10 protein-coding genes and 3 pseudogenes are annotated in these 17,787 nt (G+C 39.1%); 9 read left to right on the top strand and 4 right to left on the bottom strand.

Going from position 1 to position 17,787, the window contains the following annotated elements; genetic code table 11:
- Positions 1 to 260 precede the first annotated feature (260 nt).
- Together NI465_RS14550 and NI465_RS14545 are read left to right on the top strand one after the other, a co-directional pair.
- Positions 261 to 656 (top strand): DUF6088 family protein, encoded by a 396-nt coding sequence (locus NI465_RS14550; RefSeq protein WP_196074543.1) that lies wholly within the window; start codon positions 261 to 263, stop codon positions 654 to 656.
- Entirely contained in the window at positions 649 to 1,596 is a 948-nt protein-coding gene (locus tag NI465_RS14545; RefSeq protein WP_196074542.1) for a nucleotidyl transferase AbiEii/AbiGii toxin family protein, read from the top strand. The genes NI465_RS14550 and NI465_RS14545 overlap by 8 nt, the downstream gene beginning before the upstream one ends.
- A gap of 188 nt (positions 1,597 to 1,784) precedes the next feature.
- Here the strand turns inward: NI465_RS14545 and NI465_RS16765 are convergent, their stop codons facing one another.
- Together NI465_RS16765 and NI465_RS14540 are read right to left on the bottom strand one after the other, a co-directional pair.
- Positions 1,785 to 1,892, bottom strand: a complete 108-nt coding sequence (locus NI465_RS16765; RefSeq protein WP_354270367.1) for a topoisomerase DNA-binding C4 zinc finger domain-containing protein — start codon at positions 1,890 to 1,892, stop codon at positions 1,785 to 1,787.
- Positions 1,893 to 1,902: 10 nt separating this feature from the next.
- Positions 1,903 to 4,635, bottom strand: a complete 2,733-nt coding sequence (locus NI465_RS14540) for a UvrD-helicase domain-containing protein (RefSeq protein WP_253145798.1) — start codon at positions 4,633 to 4,635, stop codon at positions 1,903 to 1,905.
- 302 nt (positions 4,636 to 4,937) lie between these two features.
- Here NI465_RS14540 and NI465_RS14535 point away from each other — a divergent pair.
- From NI465_RS14535 to NI465_RS14515, 5 genes and pseudogenes are all read left to right on the top strand, one after another.
- Positions 4,938 to 5,126 (top strand): annotated as a pseudogene (locus NI465_RS14535) (transposase domain-containing protein); the annotation flags it as partial.
- 472 nt (positions 5,127 to 5,598) lie between these two features.
- The gene (locus tag NI465_RS14530; protein ID WP_241324147.1) at positions 5,599 to 5,934 is read left to right on the top strand and encodes a hypothetical protein; all 336 of its coding nucleotides are present in this window, start codon (positions 5,599 to 5,601) and stop codon (positions 5,932 to 5,934) included.
- A gap of 10 nt (positions 5,935 to 5,944) precedes the next feature.
- Complete coding sequence (locus NI465_RS14525) at positions 5,945 to 8,446, top strand: site-specific integrase (protein ID WP_253145797.1); 2,502 nt, start codon at positions 5,945 to 5,947, stop codon at positions 8,444 to 8,446.
- Positions 8,433 to 12,245, top strand: coding sequence for a site-specific integrase (locus NI465_RS14520; protein WP_253145796.1), 3,813 nt, complete (start codon positions 8,433 to 8,435; stop codon positions 12,243 to 12,245). Before NI465_RS14525 ends, NI465_RS14520 begins: the two co-directional genes overlap by 14 nt.
- A gap of 762 nt (positions 12,246 to 13,007) precedes the next feature.
- Positions 13,008 to 14,663: an HNH endonuclease signature motif containing protein gene (locus NI465_RS14515; protein ID WP_253145795.1), complete on the top strand. Its 1,656-nt coding sequence runs from the start codon at positions 13,008 to 13,010 to the stop codon at positions 14,661 to 14,663.
- A gap of 376 nt (positions 14,664 to 15,039) precedes the next feature.
- Here the strand turns inward: NI465_RS14515 and NI465_RS14510 are convergent, their stop codons facing one another.
- Together NI465_RS14510 and NI465_RS16870 are read right to left on the bottom strand one after the other, a co-directional pair.
- Positions 15,040 to 15,363, bottom strand: a complete 324-nt coding sequence (locus NI465_RS14510; protein ID WP_253145794.1) for a type II toxin-antitoxin system HicB family antitoxin — start codon at positions 15,361 to 15,363, stop codon at positions 15,040 to 15,042.
- Positions 15,364 to 15,371: 8 nt separating this feature from the next.
- A pseudogene (locus NI465_RS16870) lies at positions 15,372 to 15,497 on the bottom strand (toxin HicA); the annotation flags it as partial.
- Positions 15,498 to 16,072: 575 nt separating this feature from the next.
- On the opposite strand from NI465_RS16870, the gene NI465_RS14500 reads away from it, so the two are divergent.
- The gene (locus NI465_RS14500) at positions 16,073 to 17,305 is read left to right on the top strand and encodes an ATP-binding protein (protein ID WP_111860735.1); all 1,233 of its coding nucleotides are present in this window, start codon (positions 16,073 to 16,075) and stop codon (positions 17,303 to 17,305) included.
- 26 nt (positions 17,306 to 17,331) lie between these two features.
- A pseudogene (locus tag NI465_RS14495) lies at positions 17,332 to 17,601 on the top strand (HNH endonuclease signature motif containing protein); the annotation flags it as partial.
- Positions 17,602 to 17,787: the final 186 nt, after the last annotated feature.

Raw genomic sequence — 17,787 nt, 5'->3', positions numbered from 1 at the left:
ATTACGCAAGTTACATAACTTATGATGCTTATGCAATCCGGGTGCTGGGTAACCAATTCTGGATCATAAGCAGCTAAATACAGCTGTTTAATCTCATAGAATTCTGTAACTCAACCCAGAACTATCAGATCAGACAAAGCTGTCTCACTGCCTGATTTATCCATATTATCAGCTATTATAATGTCGTATTTTTGCTCGACAAAATGTCGTATTTTTGCTAGTTTAAAGGTATGTGAAAACTGATGTATAAGGGAGATGCGATGACAATTAAAGCGAAAATGCAAATGCGCATCAAACGCTCAAAACGTTATGTTTTTATGCGTGATGATTTTAAGGACATTGCGAATTATGACCAAATTGGAAGAGTTCTGCGAAACTTAGTTCAAGAAGGTGAGCTAATCAAAGTTGGTTATGGTATTTATACCCAAGCAAGAAAAAACCAAATTACCGGCAAAGTAATGCCAGCCTGTCCAGAAGGTGCGGATGCAGTGATCTTAGAGGCATTAACAAGATTGGGTGTGCGGGTTACGTTGGGTAAGGCTACGGAAAAATATTTATCTGGTCAATCCACCCAGATCCCAGCCTTTACTCAAATTAAAACCCCGCGTCGTTTTACACGCCAATTGTCTGTAGGTCGTAGCCAAATTAATGCCTGATATAAAAAATCTGTTTGCAGATGTCGCTGATGCGCTTGGTATTGGTGCAACTTCTATTGTTGAAAAAGATTACTATGTTGTCGAGTTATTGAGACTATTAGAGTCTCTAGAATTTGAAACGCATGACTTGGTTTTTGCTGGTGGAACTTCTTTAGCTAAAGCAAATATTCAGTTAAATAGGATGTCTGAAGATGTGGACATTAAAATAGTTCCAAAACCGGATATTGCATTAAGTCGCTCTAAAGCTAAAGTTGTACGTAAACAATTGCTTCATCAAGTACAAGACAAAATCTCTCAATCTGATTTCTTTAAAATTGAAGAGGAACCAGTTGTCTGGGATGAATATCGTTATATGGAATTACTAATTCGATATCCTCAGCATTTCAATCAAGCTCCCTGTTTACGACCATTCATTAAATTGGAATTAGTTGAAACAGACTTGCTTGAGCCTTTTGAATCTAGAAGTATCACCTCGTTTGTGTATGACTTGGCTAAGGAAGGGAAGCCTGTCGATGCTTTTCCCTCCGTCACAATTGTCAGTACCAGTATCGAGAAGCTGATAGCAATTTTAAGGCGTACAGCGGCCTTTGCTAGAAATGCTGAAAGAGCTGATGATGAATCATTAGTTCGACATGTGTATGACTACTTTAAAATTACCTATGGTAAACGACAAGATTTTGTTTATTTAGGGCACTTAGCTACTAAAGTTATAAAAACTGATATTGAGCGTTACGGTCGTCAGCATACTCTTATGGTTGAAGACCCGATTGCTGAATTGTTATTTGGTTTAAATGAATTAAGTCGTAATCCACTCTATAAAGCCAGGTTTAATAATTTTGTTGTTCCTATGGTGTTCGGGGACGAACAGATAACATGGCAGCAAGCCTATTCACATTTTCAGGACTCAGCTCAACAGATCTTCGCTAACTTAAAGTTGTAAATGTAGAAAAGCAATTAGCTTTTTTGTATAAACCTATGCTGAAAAGTTGATGTAGCTTTAACTTTGCAATCTTTAAGCAACAAAGCATCTATTTACTTCCCTTATGAAGTTTTATAAAGTTACGTAACTTTATAAGTTATACTGTGGACTCCAGTCTACAAAATAGATAGCTATTCATAGCGAATTAATCATATTTTGAGTTTTCTTGTATAGTCACATTTTGGGTAGCTATTACATGCCATGAATGGTCCATATTTACCATTCTTTTTCCAAAGCCGTCCTTGTCTGCATTTCATAGCGAATTAATCATATTTTGAGTTTTCTTGTATAGTCACAATTTGGGTAGCTATTACATGCCATGAATGGTCCATATTTACCATTCTTTTTCCAAAGCCGTCCTTGTCCGCATTTTGGACACAGCCATTCAGGTGGTATGTCACAGTTGATTTTTTTATGTTCATCTTGTGGTATATGAATAAACTCTTTGAGATTTTTGTCTTTGGTAATTTCTTCTAAAAAAACTGAACCACGCTCACCAATTAAATAAACCTTTTCCTTTGCACGAGTCAGTGCAACATAAAACAAGCGACGTTCCTCAGCAAAAGCATATGTTTCAGGTTGTGGTAAAACTAAGTTCAAAAGAGGATCATCTTCCTTTTCAGAAGGGAATGCACTGCCACCTTTATTCAAACCTACCAAAATTACATAATCTGCTTGCAACCCTTTAGACGAATGGATTGTTTTAAATTGGACAGTACAGTTTCTGCATAATGGCTGTACATTACCTAAATTAGGCTTATGGTGGTTATACCGACCTAAAATATAAATAGACTTTTTCTTTGGATTACCTGCGTTAGCTTCATTGATATCTGAAATGATTTTAACCAGATAATTAAGTATATCTTCATTCTTTGTAGAAAAGTTTATTTCAACGACTTTGCTGGTGGTTTGGTCAATGGCTTTGACCACTTTTTGCATTTGTGCTTTATTTTTTTGAATGAAACTACTGGCAATATTGGCAATACCCTGATTGGAACGGAATGTTTGAGTCAACTGAGTTTGTTTAGTATAGCCGAAGACTTTTTCAAACTGAGTGAAAATACTGATGTCTGAACCTGCAAAACGATAGATCGCTTGCCAATCATCACCAACACAAAACAGTTTTGCTTCAGGAACTTGATTTAATAACGCCTGAATAAACCGTGCCCTTGACTGAGATGTATCCTGAAATTCATCAACAATAATCAGTTTGAATGGACTTCTATATTTATTTTCATTGACCAGTCTGGCAGATTCAATCAGTAAGTCATCAAAATCACACTCTTTGTTTGAGCTTAAAGTTCCTTCATACTTTGCATAAACTTTTGAAAATAATTCCAAGAATAAGCTTTGACGTAATGTGAGGGATGGGTTTTCCAATAGCTTAATCACACTGGCTTGATTGGACTTATAGTGGCTTAAAAAACTGCCGTAAAGGTCATCAGCATTCTGTTCGTAGATGGAGAATGCTTTGGTATTAATGTCATTGAGACTACGCGGTTGAAATATTTGCCCACGTGTTTGAAGTTCATATTCCAGCTTTTTGAACATCGAACCTGTAATAAATTCATGAAAGGTGGTACTGATTAAATCAGTTTTATACTTCTGGTGGGTTTCCGACTTCCATTTCATTTCGTCCAGATATTTTTGTCCAAAATGAGCAGGCGGTTTGCCGTTTTGATCCACGGCATAATGTTCTAAATACAGATTAATATCTGGGAAATAAAAATCGGGTTTGTACTGACGATAATTTTCATTTGCAGTTTCATGTTCATAAGCACGTTCATACTCGTAGGGAATTCCTTGGCTGTACAACCAGTTGGCAATGGCTTTTTCACCATGAGATTTAACGAGTTCACCTTGGTAGGTGACAAAACCATCTTTGAATCTGTCAAAGGATTGTTTTTGTGCTTTTTCCCATTCACTTTGAGTTTTGAATGCAAAAGGCGAGAGTGGTGCTTTTGAATAGGCTGTTTTGAATAAAAGATATTTTTCCTGAAAATCAGAATCAGTTTCATTCAACTGTTGAATGATTCGATTGAGTAATGGTTGAGTCTTGCCTGCATGCTCAGAGACGGACGGGCTTTTGCTTGTGGCTTTACCGATTACTCTTACTCCAAACTGATGAAAGTTTAGTGCTTCGATTTTCGTATTAAACTTCTCAAGAATATCTTTTAGTCTTAAATTGATTCGCTCGTTAAGTTCTTCACCAGCATTTCTGTTGAATGCTAAAACCAATATTTCTTCAGGCTTATAAAGACCTGTTAAAAGTGCATAGCCTACTTTCCCAACAATGGTCGAGGTTTTGCCCGAACCTGCCGCAGCCACCAATAAGTTGCGATCCTCAAAAATAATTGAAGAAATACGCTGTTCTTCAGTGAGAGGTGTACTTTCTACCTGATCAAAAAAATCTTTAAATGCAACTAATTCACTGTCAATGAAACGTTTATTTTTGGAATCAATGGCATGGTTTGCTTTGATGGGAAGCTCGATAAACTGTTTTAGCTGTTCAAACAAACCTTGTTGAAATGGTTCAAAGACAAAGGACTTGTCTCGTTGAATTAGTCTGTTGAATCGATCAATTTCATCTTTTGATCTTTGAGTAATATCTGCTTTGAATAGTTGCGCAAAATGATGGGATAAATAACGGTTTTGTTGAATGAAGTCTTGGTATTCGAATAAATAGGGGAGCAGTGTTGTTTTAATCTGTTCAGCATTTCTTTGGTTTTTTAGAAATTCAGCATCATTGTAAATTTCAGTCTGAAGTTTTTCTGCTTGAGCATTAAACAGACCTTTAAACAGATAATTCTGATCCTGTGTTTTCAGTGTGACTGTAGACCACATCCATCCTTTACGGATATAGGCTTCTAAGACCTGCTCAGGGTTAAGTTTTACAATAGCGCCATCAAGTTCAAGTGTAAGCTCAGGAAATTCATAGTTTATGCACCATTTGGTTGAACCTGCAAAAATATAGCTAAGTAAACTTGGTTGAATTTCCATAATGCCCTAAAGAAAAAATTATTAAAATAATGAAAGATTTGCGAGTAATTATAAAGTTATGAGATATTTTTTTCAGCAATAAGTATGGCTTTGTTGCACAAACACTTAAAAGTTAAAGTGCCTTTGTACGCCACGATCAATTCTATAGCCCTGTGAAGCAACAAATTTCGATTCACTTAGATACTGATGTTCTTGCATTTAACGAGACTGGCATCTAATCGAGTTGTCGTAAAATTTAAAACATGCTGCCTACGATAGCTCAATTAAAAATATTTGTGTAGATACCTATGCCTTGGGGGTAGAACTGGCTGTTTGCTGGCTCGCTACGCAGTGGTCAGCGAGCAGCGAACATGATGACCCTGATCCAGTCAGCAAAGATGAATGGGCTGTATCCATATGCCTATTTAAGTGATGTGCTGAAAAGGTTGCCGACAGATAAAGTGACCCAAATAGAATTACTGCGACACCGCTGGGAACCTGAACCCAATTAAAAAATAGCGATGGGGTTCAGCGGATGCTTACCAAAATTTGAGGCGAGGCACATGATTTTCTGCTCAATTTAAACTGTTTTAACAGCATATCGATCAGTTTGATAAGCTCAAAGATTTACATCTTAGGCGGTTTGTTCACTTGCTTTTTATGACTGGATTTAATGATGTTTTGTTGAAACTGTTTATGGAAATTGAGGGGTTGTAACTAATATAGTGGGAGAGTTTGCAGAATATTAGATATTTTAAAATTATAAGTATTTGAATAATATTATTATTGTGATTATTAACTAAAAAATCTTTAAAAGTAAATAAAAAAAATGTTATAAAACTTTGTGTGTTAATTTTTGGTCATTTTAGTATGATTTTTGCTCAGTCAGCAAGCAGCACTGCCCTCTTTCTTTATCAGTTCGTTCTTCCTTTCGTTACCAGAACACCAAAGCTACTTAAGTTGAAGCAGAAAGTGGAGAGTCTGATGAAACAGGAACCAGGCAAGAATAAAAACAAACAGAAGGAGTTTGAAAAATGCTATGTGAAGATCTGGGAGCAGATTATCAAGATATTAAAAACTGACAGTGCCGTGCGTGCACATGTGCATTACCTGCCACAGCTGCAGTTGATCCGTGAGCTTGGTATTTATATTGAACCAGAATTTCAGGCTAAAGTTTTTGGTCAGTCTGGATCACTCAGTGCCTATTTTTTGATAACGTTTTTTAACTTGCGCAATGAGGAAATCAAAAAACAAGTTAAAGAGATTCTGAAAATTAAGCGTCAGTGTGATCTTAGTCCTGAAGAAAAAATTGAATTGTGAGTTATGAAACGTGGCAAAAGTACAATCTTTAGAAGATTTTTTAAAAGATAAGCTCATTACTGACGCGAAAGAATCTGAGAAATCAAATAAAGAAGAAAAAATAAATAATGATCAATTGCGGGTCAAATTCGCGATCCTATATTTGCAACTACAGCACACTGTAACATTCACAGAATTTTCTGAATTATCTGTAGATGATTTACTCCAAATTGAGCAATTGAAAGCCAATGCAGCTGAGATTTATACCTCGATTGTGAGCGCCCGAAAGCTAGGCAAAGATTATCTATTTGCGGCATTCACTTATTTTTCTACATATGTTCCTGAACAATTGGATGAAGCTGGCTACTTCCTTTTGCGGGTCAGTTATTTCTTTTACACGCAATATCAGGCGATTTATTCATTAGAGGCTTCTGACGCTAAGCAAAAAGAAATCTGTGATTTGTTGCGCTACATTTGTAAACCGCTGGTTAAGCTTGGTCTGCAACAGCAAGAGGAAAGCAGTGAAGAAAGGGACAGCAGACTATTACTGCAATGCTGCTTAGATTTTATGCTCCAACAGGAAAAGCTCAGTGGGAAAATTTATGAAAAATGGACGGGGTTTATTCAAAATCTTTCCTTAAAAGAGAAAAACTTTTCCAGCTACTTGCATGCACTGACCATCATTTTTAAACGTCTATCTGACGGAATAATCGTGTATCGAAAAGTTCGTAGGAAAATACGAAGAAAACGGATATTACAAAAAATAAAAGCTAAAAAACGGAAACCGAGAAAACTAAGACCTAAAAAGCTGAAACCTGTGCCGGATTGGCCCTTTCAAGAAGAGGACGTTAAAGAGGATTACCCATCGAAGGATAAGATTAATTTAACGGATTTGCCGGCCGATATCACATTTGATCCATGGATAGTCATAGATGAAGAGGGCGAGATCGATGTAATTGAACAAGGTTGGCAGATCCAAACCACAGATCCAGGAACTGGTCGTTTTTTTAGATTTGTGAATGAATATGCGACGCATATATTGCGACATCGACAGCGTCGTTTACAACCGCTGGTGACCAACTCTTATTATATGAGTCCGGATGTAATTCAGCATCTGTTTTACCTGCTAAATGGCGAATTAAATAGCCAAGATTCGGACAGTTCTGCCATGGCTGCCGCCTGTTTACTCAGCCTGAGCAGTGGCTTGTCACCTGTTGCACTCCTGAACTATGAACAGCTGATTGAAAAGGGGGTGCTGCTGAAAACGGGGAGCGCCAAGTGGCCGGAATATCAGGTGAGACTGTATCTGGCGATTACTCAGCAAAAAAATGAAAGTTTAATGCCACATCAGTTGAATCATACGGTATCTCATGAGTTGTATCTGTCCAGCAGCTGGTTTGAATATCTACATTTACGTTGTGGTACTGCGCCTGTGACGGTGCAAGAGGTCAATCAATATCTGAAAAAATGCATAGCAGGACAACAGCTTGGTTCAATCACTGTCGAAAAGTTACAGGCACAGTTGTACTTCCATGTTTTTCACCACACGTTTAATGAATATATTGCACATGTGCTGTCGGGCAAAGATAGTTCTCATGATCTTCCTGGCAGTTTTTACGGGGGTGTTGCAAAGAAGCAGCTGAATGAGAAATACCGGATTTATCTGAATACGTTGTGCAGACCGGACACTGAAGCCGGGATCAAGATCGTCGAGCAGCAGTTTGAAAGCTCGAGTGAAGCAGATACCACCCGGCTGGGGAGTCAATTGGCCCTGACTCCGGATTTTGTGTCCGATTTCTTCCAGCAGCTGCACAAGGTCTGTCATGAGAAAATTCAGTTGCATCAGCACCTGATCGAGCGGATCAATGCCTACAGTTTGTGGATGTGGCATATCAGCCTGTTATGTTTAACACGACGTCCGCAAGAACATTTGTTGGGGGAGTGTAGTGCTTATGATCTGGATTTAAGACTGTTGTATGTGAATGATAAAAAGAATAGCCAATCACGTAAGGATGGGCGTTTTATTCCGTTAGCGAAGTTTTTTACTCAGGCGTTTAAGCATTATCTCGATTTCTTAAACAGTGTGGTCACTCACTATACTGACTTACTGAAATTTGTCTTCAAGAAAAATATCACCCTTGAAGATCTGTTTGGCAAGGTGATTGTCTATCCGGGAAGCCTGCCGGTGACGGCTCAAGCATGGGACAGCCCTAAAATCAGGATCAAGCCTCTCAGCCGAGCTTGGGTGAATGAAGCGTTGTCGCGCTATGTCTCAGCGCCTATTTACAATAACTGGCTGCGCCATTTTGCAATGAATATGCTGATGGATCATGGAGTGGCGTTTAATGTGATTCAGGCCTTGTACGGCCATGATCAACGCGATCAGGAGCTGTTTTATCGTTATTCCTCAGCCTCCTTGTATCAGTATATATGCCATGTCAGTCAAGGCATCGATGAGATGATCAAGATATTGCAGGTTGAGCATTTATCCAGTCCGATGCCAGAAAAGGATAAAGCACATGACAAAGCATGATGTGATTGCTGCGCATATTGGTGAGCAAGTTGAACTGACTTTTCAGCAGATGCTCCAATCAATTGCAGGGCGTAAAAGAAGTACGACAGATATTGATGAAGGGCTTGAGAAAATCTGGCTAGATTTTCAGTCAGCGCTGAAGAAATTTTTGAAGAAACATAAGCTTAGCACGGCAACACTCCGAGCCCCTTATCTACAACAGAGCGAAGCCTATTTTTTTCAGCTGAAGGAAGACTACCTGAGCGAAACGCAAGAGGCTTATCCGATTAAAATCATGTCCCTGATATATGAAAATATCAAGCAGCAAGTCGAAGCGGATTTTAATAAGATGTCGGAGGTCATTAAAAAAAATCAGGGTAATACGCTTGAGATCGATAGCGAAATTGAGAAAATTTGGGTGGATTGTCAGGAAGAAATCAAGGCATTTTTAAAGGATAAAAAGATTGCCACGGTCGCGCTGAGAGCCCCTTATTTACAATGGGCTGAAGACTGTTTGATTAAGCGTAAAGAGGCTGATGAAAGCGCATCGGAAGATGCTTATCTGATTAAGATTCCATCAACCATTTATCATCAGATTGCTCAGCAAGTGGCCTTTACTTTTCAACAAATGAAGGAGGCTATTGCAGGACAGAAGGATAGCCAGCAGGAGGTCGATGACCAGATTGCCCGAATCTGGGCGGATTTCGCCAAAGGACTGGAGACTTTCTTAAGGAACAAAGACTTCACCACTCGTGCCAAGCGCAAACCGTATATCAAACACAGTGAAGCCAGTTTTTTAGCCTGTTTAGAACAGTATCAGAATGAGGAACAACAGCCTTATCCGATTAAGCTGCGTCCCACGACGCTGTTTTCTGATCCGCCACCGCGGCAGATTCTCAGCACTGAAGCCAGACTGCGGTTGGGACAGCAGCATTTTCATATTGCCAGAGGACTGAAGGCGTATTGGCGTAGCGAGACACTGCAGATGCCAACAGCACAACAGTGCTTGGGTCATCTGTATTTAAGTCTGATTTATTGTTCAGGCTGTAGTGATCTCACTCAGCTGGTCGCCATCGGCAATCGTCTGCTGGAGGAGGAGAAAGAGAAGGAGAAAATGAGCAATCCGTTGTCTGGGTATTCAACACTGTATCGAAGTGACTATAAAAAAATTACCAATCCACTGGTTCTCAGCTACAGCATGCCACACCGCTATTACGGCAATGAAATTAAAGACAAGATGATTTATCAGTGGCGGCATGTCTGGTTCAATCCTTATGCACAACTTTTTTTACACATCCTGAAACAGCAAGCAGAGGACCTGCAACCACAACATCCGCGTAAGGTGCTGGAAGCGATTCTGAGTGTGTTCGAGAATCTTAAAAAACAGCTCAAGGTCTCGGAACAGATTTCGGCATTAAAAAAAATCTTGCGATCCGAGGATCAGGATCTCATTGAGATCACTGCACTCAAGCCCTTTCAGCATGTCAACCTGGCGCTGGAAATCCATCCCGACTTGAGTCTGGATATGTGTTTAAGTGAAGTGTTACAGAATCATCTGAAAACCGTGTCTTTAACGGCAGAAGACCAAGGTGTAGCTTGGTTCAATACCTTGAAATCCACGGCTGATCTTGCCAAAGTAGAACATGAGATCCTCCCGTTAGAGACTGAAACAGCCAAACCGGTGGCTATCACGGCACATCAGCAACTGAAAGAGCTTCCATTTGAGTTGGAGTTTTTTGAACAAGAGCGAGCCCCGGCAGGGAAAAATAAGCAAAGCCAAAGACAACGCGATGAGCAACAGTTTAAGCAATGGCGCAATATCCGAACTCGGTTAAATGCAAAGAAGGCAGCCTTAAAGGGTGACAATTATAAAGAAAGCAATCTGATAGAAGCACAGTTAAGACTATTGAGCTGGATCTTTTATTTGAGAAAAGAAGAAAAAGAAAACGGCAAGAAATTAAAATTGAGTAGTATCAAGCGTTATCTGAGCAGTTTTGCGAAAGACTATTTCTGTCATATCTATATGTATGACAATGACCTTGAACAGATGAATGTAGAGCACTATGAGCAATTGTATGCCTCCATCCTGAACAGCATCGATGAACGTGCTGAAACACAGCGTGAATACACAGACACTCGCACTCAGGGTCGGGCACAATATGCCTTTGGACGACTGAAAGATTTTCATGCCTTTTGCCAGAAAGAATATCCGGAGAATGTGCCAGCGGTCAGCAGCTTTGACCATAGTGATTTTCAACGTATCCAGTTCTGCCAAGCCAAGCTCATCAGCCCACAGCTGTTTATTCAATTAAAAAAAAGAGTCATTCAGAAAATTGAGGCCTGTTCAACTGAAAAAGAAAAAGTCTATCTGCAGCTGTTGCTGCTGATGTACCTCCTGGCTTATCGTTTGGGATGTCGACTCAATGAAATCCGGGGACTGACGCTGGGTGAAATCATTTGTCCTCAACTGCTGTGGAAAGACGATCCAGGCAATCAAACGGTCGCCATTCGCATCATCTTAAGAAACAATGTCTATCGACGACTGAAAAGTCAAAATGCGCAACGTCAACTCGATTTGAATGCGGTATTACTGGATGATGAACTGCAAGCGGTGAAAAGCTATCTGCTAGATTGTTTTCAGCAGCCGAATAATAAAAAGGCGAACGAGCAGCTGGTTTTTGAGATCGGTGGAGAAATCCTGAGTGAGCTGTATATCTCACAAATGACCCGACTGCTGTTTGATGAAATTATCGATCCAGGTCATGGCTATACATTTCACAGTTTCCGCCATAGTGCCGCCAATCATTTGGCAATCGCCTGGCTGGGATCGAAAGAAATGGTGATGACCTATACCGACTACAGCTGGCAGCAGGCTAAGTCCATGCGCAAGCATCTGTTCGGTGAACAGGCGATCAGGCATGAAGCGGTGATTCAGCATAAATGGCGGTTGTTGGCAGATTGGATGGGGCATAGCTCGATTGAACAAACGGCCTCACACTACCTGCATACCTTGGATCTGCTGGCGATTGATCGAATTTACAATACGCCCTGTGTGGTTCATCCTTCTGTTCTGAACAGGCATTATGATCGTGGAGAAACTGAAGCGGTGGATCTGCATCGCGACCGCCCATACCGAAAGTGCTTTGAATCTGATCATCGGGTGTTGGGTATTGATCAGAAGGTACAACCGTGTCCGATGCCCAAGATGCAATTCGAGTTGAAGCCAACCTCCTATGAGCTCATCTACCCGTATCTCAACATCCAGAAAAACGTAGAGATCAAAGCGCCTGATACAGAGGATCAGCTACATATTTGGGTTAAGCGTGCGTTTTGGCTTGCTACAAAATGGCAAGTCCCTCGATTCAGTCAATCAGAATGGAATCAGGACGGTGCAGCATTGACCGACAACCAGCACTTAACTGACCTGTATGACAAGCAGATCAAAACCAAGCTGAAGCCAAAGAGCCTACAGCTATTTATCGCATTAAAAGATCTTTTAAAGGAGAAAGTTCTGTCGGCTTTAGCTGTATTGATTCAGCATGGCAAACTCAGAAGAAACCAGTTTTGTTTCCAATGTCGTTTTGATGCCCAGCAAAAGCCAAAAATGGATTGGGAAATGCAGGATTTTATCGAGGGGATGCAGCTGTTGTTACCTGAGGATGTCCAATTGCAGTACGATAACTATCCGGTGGATCTCACGCAAAAAAGCCGTGAGATTCACGTCTATTTTATCGATCAACAAAGCAAGAAAAACATCACATTATCTCTTGCATTTGATTTGCTACTGGAAGCTGTACAACACCCTTCCTTATGGGAATAGCCTAAGCAGATATCGTTCAATTTAAGGGGCCCAGGCCTTTGCTTTGTCAAAATCTGATTTGCCAAGCAAAGGCCTGGGTTTCCGCGAATTTGATTTTTTGTTTTAATTATTCTCATGATTTTAATTCATTGAGGTCTTTTCATAGAATTAAAAAATAAATGTAGGTAGTGTTTCAAAAAGTATGCTGCATAGATTTTGAGCTAAATAGGCATCCTTGGAGGTATTGAAAATACAGGGATTTTTTCGGTTAAAATTTTTAAAAAATAAGCCAGCATTAAATTTGAAACACCACCAGAAAATGAATAAAAAAGTCTAATTTGGTTTGACCAAAGTAAAAGATACAAATATGATAACTACATTACAGCAAAATCTGTAATCAGGCGTGGAAACCTGGAAATTACTACAGAAGCATTAAAGCCGCTTTAGCGGTTTTTTTGTGCTTATTATGCTTAGCTTGCCATTGTGGTAGGCCAGGCAGGGCAGTCTATGACTGGCCGTCTTCTGTAGTGCGGTATTTCCACCCCTGTTTGGTCTACCTCCATCTTGTGGAAAAGATGGTTGTAGATAGTAAACTCTAAACTACAGGAATTAAGCATGAACATTTTATTATCTCAAATCCCCATTTCTCTTACGTTTCTTTTGTTAGCGCTGACCGAATATTGACGGTCATTTAACTCATCGCTTTAACCAAATTGAACGATATGCACTTTCAAATTTCGTACTTTATCGAATATAGGAAAGTGCTGCCTGGAGAAAATAAAAATGGGTCCAACACGATTACTAACGAATATTATTCAGCGTAAAGTCATGTCACTAGCAGAAATGTCTCCTTCAAAGCAACGAGATAATTTTGAGGTCACACTGACTGATTTTGCCCGGCACGAAATCCTTAAATGTTTATTCAAAGCCGATAATCAGCGTTCTACTGAATATTGGAGTGTGCAAGAAATTGCAAACTTTATTGAGGATTGCACAGAAGATCAGAATATCAATTTGTGTATCTTGTATTGGAAAGATATCAAAAACAACATTTATATTATCGATGGGGCGCATCGTCTTTCGAGTATTTATGCGTGGATCAATCGATATTTTGCTGATGAACAAGTCAATCAAGCACCTAACTTTAATGACCAACAGAAAGAGGATATTCGTTACCTCCGAAATCATTTAGGGGATCTGGCTGACTTCCAAAAAATTTGTACTGATGCCAAATTTGCAGAACAAAAGTCCAAATTAGAAGATATTAAAATTAGTTTCAGGCAAGTGCTTGGTACTCCAGAAGATGCACGACGCGTATTTCAATCAATTAACTCAGATACTAAACGCCTGGATAAATATGAGGAATATCATCTAAGAAGTCGGGGGAGTGATGCATATTATGCGATCTATGCCTGTTGCTATATCAATGACAATAAATCCAATTTAGAAGAGCTTCAATATACACGTTTAAATGAGCTGATCGAGTTGGGGGAGAAGATCCATCAGCTGCTTTTCTCTACCATTTTATTAGATACTGAAATGAGTCATGGCAAAAAAATTGGCTTGGTCAATGAACTCATGAATATCATTGCGGGTGATCAGATTCATAATATTATGAGCCTGAATCAGGGTGAACGCGTTGAAAAGCTCATGTCGCATCTGTTTACGATCCTTTGCAGAATGGCAACTCCTGTAAAAAATACTGGGGTTCCGAGTTTGGGTTTACATCCATTCTTATATTTTTATAAAGACCAGCGTTTTCAGATTACTTCCTTTCTCGCATGGTTTGCTATTGTGTTTGAAATTCATGAAAGCATCATGCAGATTCATCATAGAACGATTAGCTTTAAAGAGTTTACACGCGTCCGCAGTAGTATTGAATTCTTGATTGCCAATTTTCCAGTGGCGATCACTGAAACGGTCGGCAAGTTCGGCAGTGGTATTAAAGGCTATGATCGACTGCAAATCGTTTATAAGGCATTTATCTGTTTAAGCCTAGAAATGGATATTGATTTTAAAGATAAAGAATGCCTGAATACCTTCATTTTGTCGATGTCAAAGGCTTTTAAGTACATAAACTTTAACGAGTTTTACTCTGAAAGATTTTTGGGTAATTATGATGATGGGGTGGTAGAGCATGTAGTTGGATATGTGGAATCGATTAGCCCGATCTCTCGATCAAAGCCCAAGGCCTTTTCAGCATTAACCAAAAATTTGCTTAAGCATAATTTTCTGGTGGGTAATCATAACTTTTGCCCCATTTGTGATGGATTAATCTATCTCGATTCTACTGAATCGGATCATCGGATTGCCAAAGCCGCAGGTGGCCAAGGGGTGCTAGAGAATGGTCTGCTGGTTCATCCGCTCTGTAATAGAATGAAATCAGATCTCAGCTTAGAAGAGATCAGAGCGGATTTGTTTGGTGAGTTATTGTATTAATCAGCAGGGCTATGATCTTGTTTTCTCAAGTGTATTAATTAATGATAAATCACATGATTCAACTTTTGATATATTCAGCCAGTGTAGCTTTTTTTAATTAAGTGCAGAACCATAGCTAGAAGATAGCTGTAGTTTCTGAATGACCGTCAAGGTCCTTAGTTTTGCCCATTGATCGCTCTCTGGGCATTTTTTTTGATCAAAATATAACGCTATTCTTGCTAAAAATTGAATATTAATTTTTAACGAAAATTATGTGTAGATAGGTCTAGATAAATTTTTATTCCATTTTCTGCAAATTATTGGATAAACCAACCAGCTATTCTTGTTTATGGTCTACCAGTCATTCTCATTCCAAGTAGACCATCAAGATATAAAACTACATAGCCAATTTTGCCGATACCAAACGATTCATACTCACACCACGCTCCGCAGCTTCAAGTGCTAGTTTTTGATGAACCATTGATGGAACACGAACAGCAAACCGTCCGCTATACTTTTTTTCTGAAAGAGGGATAGGTAATTTCTCATTATTGCTGATCATATCTGCTACAACTTCAGCAACAAGATCAACAATCCCTGAAAATGCTTTAGATTGTTCTGCATCGAGCCAAGACAGTGACGGAAATTCGGCACATAGACCAACATACTCATTATCTTCTGCTGACCATGTAACACGATAAGTAAATTGTTTGCTATCCATTTGACACCTCACAATGTTTTAAGTTTATCAAGTGCAGCTAATACTTGCCTAACCTGATAAGGTTTAGCCTTTCCGCTATCATCTTGAAGATTAATACGAGGATCGCCTTGCCACGGTGTTTTAAATACCGTGTGACTACCACTTGTTTGTCTTGGTTCACCAAAATATTGCTTACAAACCTTGAGTAAATCGACATAGCGGATATTTTTTGGATTATTCCGCATTTGTTCTATAAGTTGATCAAGATTTGCCATTTAAATGCTCAATAGTGCCAATGATTAATAGTATCAATATTGATACCATTAATCAAGAGTTTGGCATGCCTAGTGGCTTATACGAACAGAAATGAATGGTAGGGTGCAAATAGGAATAGGGGGTAGATTTACATAGGAATATGCAATTTACTATTCACTCAATTTGTATAGCAGATAAGTCGTAGCAGCAATGACATAACATGACATAGAAAATAATCAAAAATACAGAATTCGGATTGATGTCGTCGATAAAAAAACCTACCAAATTTCGTCTAAAGAGTAGACCTGGCATCTTGGAGCTTGTCGTGATTAGCGTCTCTAAACGGCTATAACAGCAGTTTAGAATTTTAAATAGCTCACATGAACTAGAAACTCTTTTAAAAATTAAATATACTTCCACTTGGTATCTAAACTTTGATAGAATTAATTAAAACTTTAGAGTTTAAGTGCAAACAATGAGAAAAACTAATATTCGACGTGATAGCTACTTAAAATTTCTGAATACATGGCAAAACCGTGATGTCATTAAAGTACTTTCGGGTGTACGTCGCTCTGGAAAATCCACCTTGCTGGCGATGTTTCAACAAGACCTAAAAGCACAGGGTGTACAAGCCGAAAACATCATTGCCATCAACTTTGAATTTATGGAATTTGAAGAACTCACCGATTACCGTAAACTACATGATTATGTATTGTCAAAAGTTGATGAAAGCAAGAAAAACTATGTTTTTTTAGATGAAATACAGCATGTTACCAATTTTGAAAAAGTAGTCGACTCTTTATATGTTCGGGATTATATCGATTTATATATTACAGGTTCAAATGCATTCTTTCTGAGTGGAGAACTTGCGACGTTACTCACAGGACGCTATATCGAGCAACATGTTTTACCCTTGTCATTCCAAGAGTTTAAACAGTGGCATATTGAAAATAATCCGATCATCCAACAATTATCCAATCGTGATTTGTATGCCATGTACACGCGCAGTAGTTTCCCCTATACGCTTGCCATGACCAGCCAGCAGGAAACCTATGATTACTTGCAAGCGGTCTATGCCAGTGTAATGTTTAAAGATGTTATTCCCCGTTTGAATACGGCCGATATTAACTCTCTCGAGCGTGTCGCAAGATATTTGGCAAGCGTGACAGGCTCACCCATTTCCATCAATAAAATTAAAAATACCTTTGTTTCAAGTGGGGTTAAAATCTCATTTGAAACAGTAAAACGCTATATTCAGGGCTTACAGGACAGTTTGCTATTTTATAGCGCCGCACAATTTAAAGTACGTGGGCGTGAGTTATTACAATCCTCTGAAAAATACTATTTAGTTGATGTTGGATTGCGCCGCATTATGTTGCCTGATGCTAATGCTGATCAAGGTCATATCTTAGAAAATGTGATTTATCTTGAGCTTGTCAGACGAGGCTATACGGTCTATGTCGGGCGGGTTGATGAATATGAAATTGATTTTGTTGCTGTCGATACTTTACAAAATTTAACTTATTATCAGGTGGCATTAGAAACGCTCAGTGAGGAGACACTCACCCGAGAGTTACGTCCATTACAGAAAATTTCTGATTCATATCCTAAGTATTTACTTACCTTAGACACGATAGGGACTGAAGCCAATTATAATGGTATTGTAAAAATGAACGCTCTCGATTGGTTGCTGTCTGAAAATAAGTAAAGTGGAGTGTAGGCATCGACAATCTAATTTCTCGATCAAAGCCCAAGGCCTTTTCAGCATTAACCAAAAATTTGCTTAAGCATAATTTTCTAGTGGGTAATCATAACTTTTGCCCCATTTGTGATGGATTAATCTATCTCGATTCTACTGAATCGGATCATAGGATTACCAAAGCCGCAGGTGGGCAAGGTGTGCTAGAAAATGGTCTGCTGGTTCATCTGCTCTGTAATAGAAGAAAATCAGATATCAGCTTAGAGGAGACTAGAGCGGATTTGTTTGACGAGCTTTTGTACTAATTTATCAGCAAGATATGGCTTTGGTCTGGCTGATTTACCCTAACCAGCCTTGCAAGTCATGGTTAGTCAATACTCTTGTTCTTAACCTGAACATAACGCCTAAACGATCCGATTCTATAAAGTTGGATCGTTGATTAAGCCGTTTTTAAGGACTGATTTCTATATATACAGGGGGCAGTCCTTTTA

This window comes from Acinetobacter lwoffii, assembly GCF_024129855.1.
Lineage (GTDB): Bacteria > Pseudomonadota > Gammaproteobacteria > Pseudomonadales > Moraxellaceae > Acinetobacter > Acinetobacter lwoffii_L.
The sequence above is the reverse complement of the archived record's forward strand: the minus strand, read 5'-3'. Positions and strand labels throughout refer to the sequence as shown.

Coding starts and splice junctions, on each gene's coding strand:
- NI465_RS14515 (WP_253145795.1), top strand. CDS start 13,008: ATGGGTCCAACACGATTACTAACGAATATTATTCAGCGTAAAGTCATG.
- NI465_RS16765 (WP_354270367.1), bottom strand. CDS start 1,892: ATGAAATGCAGACAAGGACGGCTTTGGAAAAAGAATGGTAAATATGGA.
- NI465_RS14510 (WP_253145794.1), bottom strand. CDS start 15,363: ATGGATAGCAAACAATTTACTTATCGTGTTACATGGTCAGCAGAAGAT.
- NI465_RS14500 (WP_111860735.1), top strand. CDS start 16,073: ATGAGAAAAACTAATATTCGACGTGATAGCTACTTAAAATTTCTGAAT.
- NI465_RS14540 (WP_253145798.1), bottom strand. CDS start 4,635: ATGGAAATTCAACCAAGTTTACTTAGCTATATTTTTGCAGGTTCAACC.
- NI465_RS14550 (WP_196074543.1), top strand. CDS start 261: ATGACAATTAAAGCGAAAATGCAAATGCGCATCAAACGCTCAAAACGT.
- NI465_RS14545 (WP_196074542.1), top strand. CDS start 649: ATGCCTGATATAAAAAATCTGTTTGCAGATGTCGCTGATGCGCTTGGT.
- NI465_RS14530 (WP_241324147.1), top strand. CDS start 5,599: ATGAAACAGGAACCAGGCAAGAATAAAAACAAACAGAAGGAGTTTGAA.
- NI465_RS14520 (WP_253145796.1), top strand. CDS start 8,433: ATGACAAAGCATGATGTGATTGCTGCGCATATTGGTGAGCAAGTTGAA.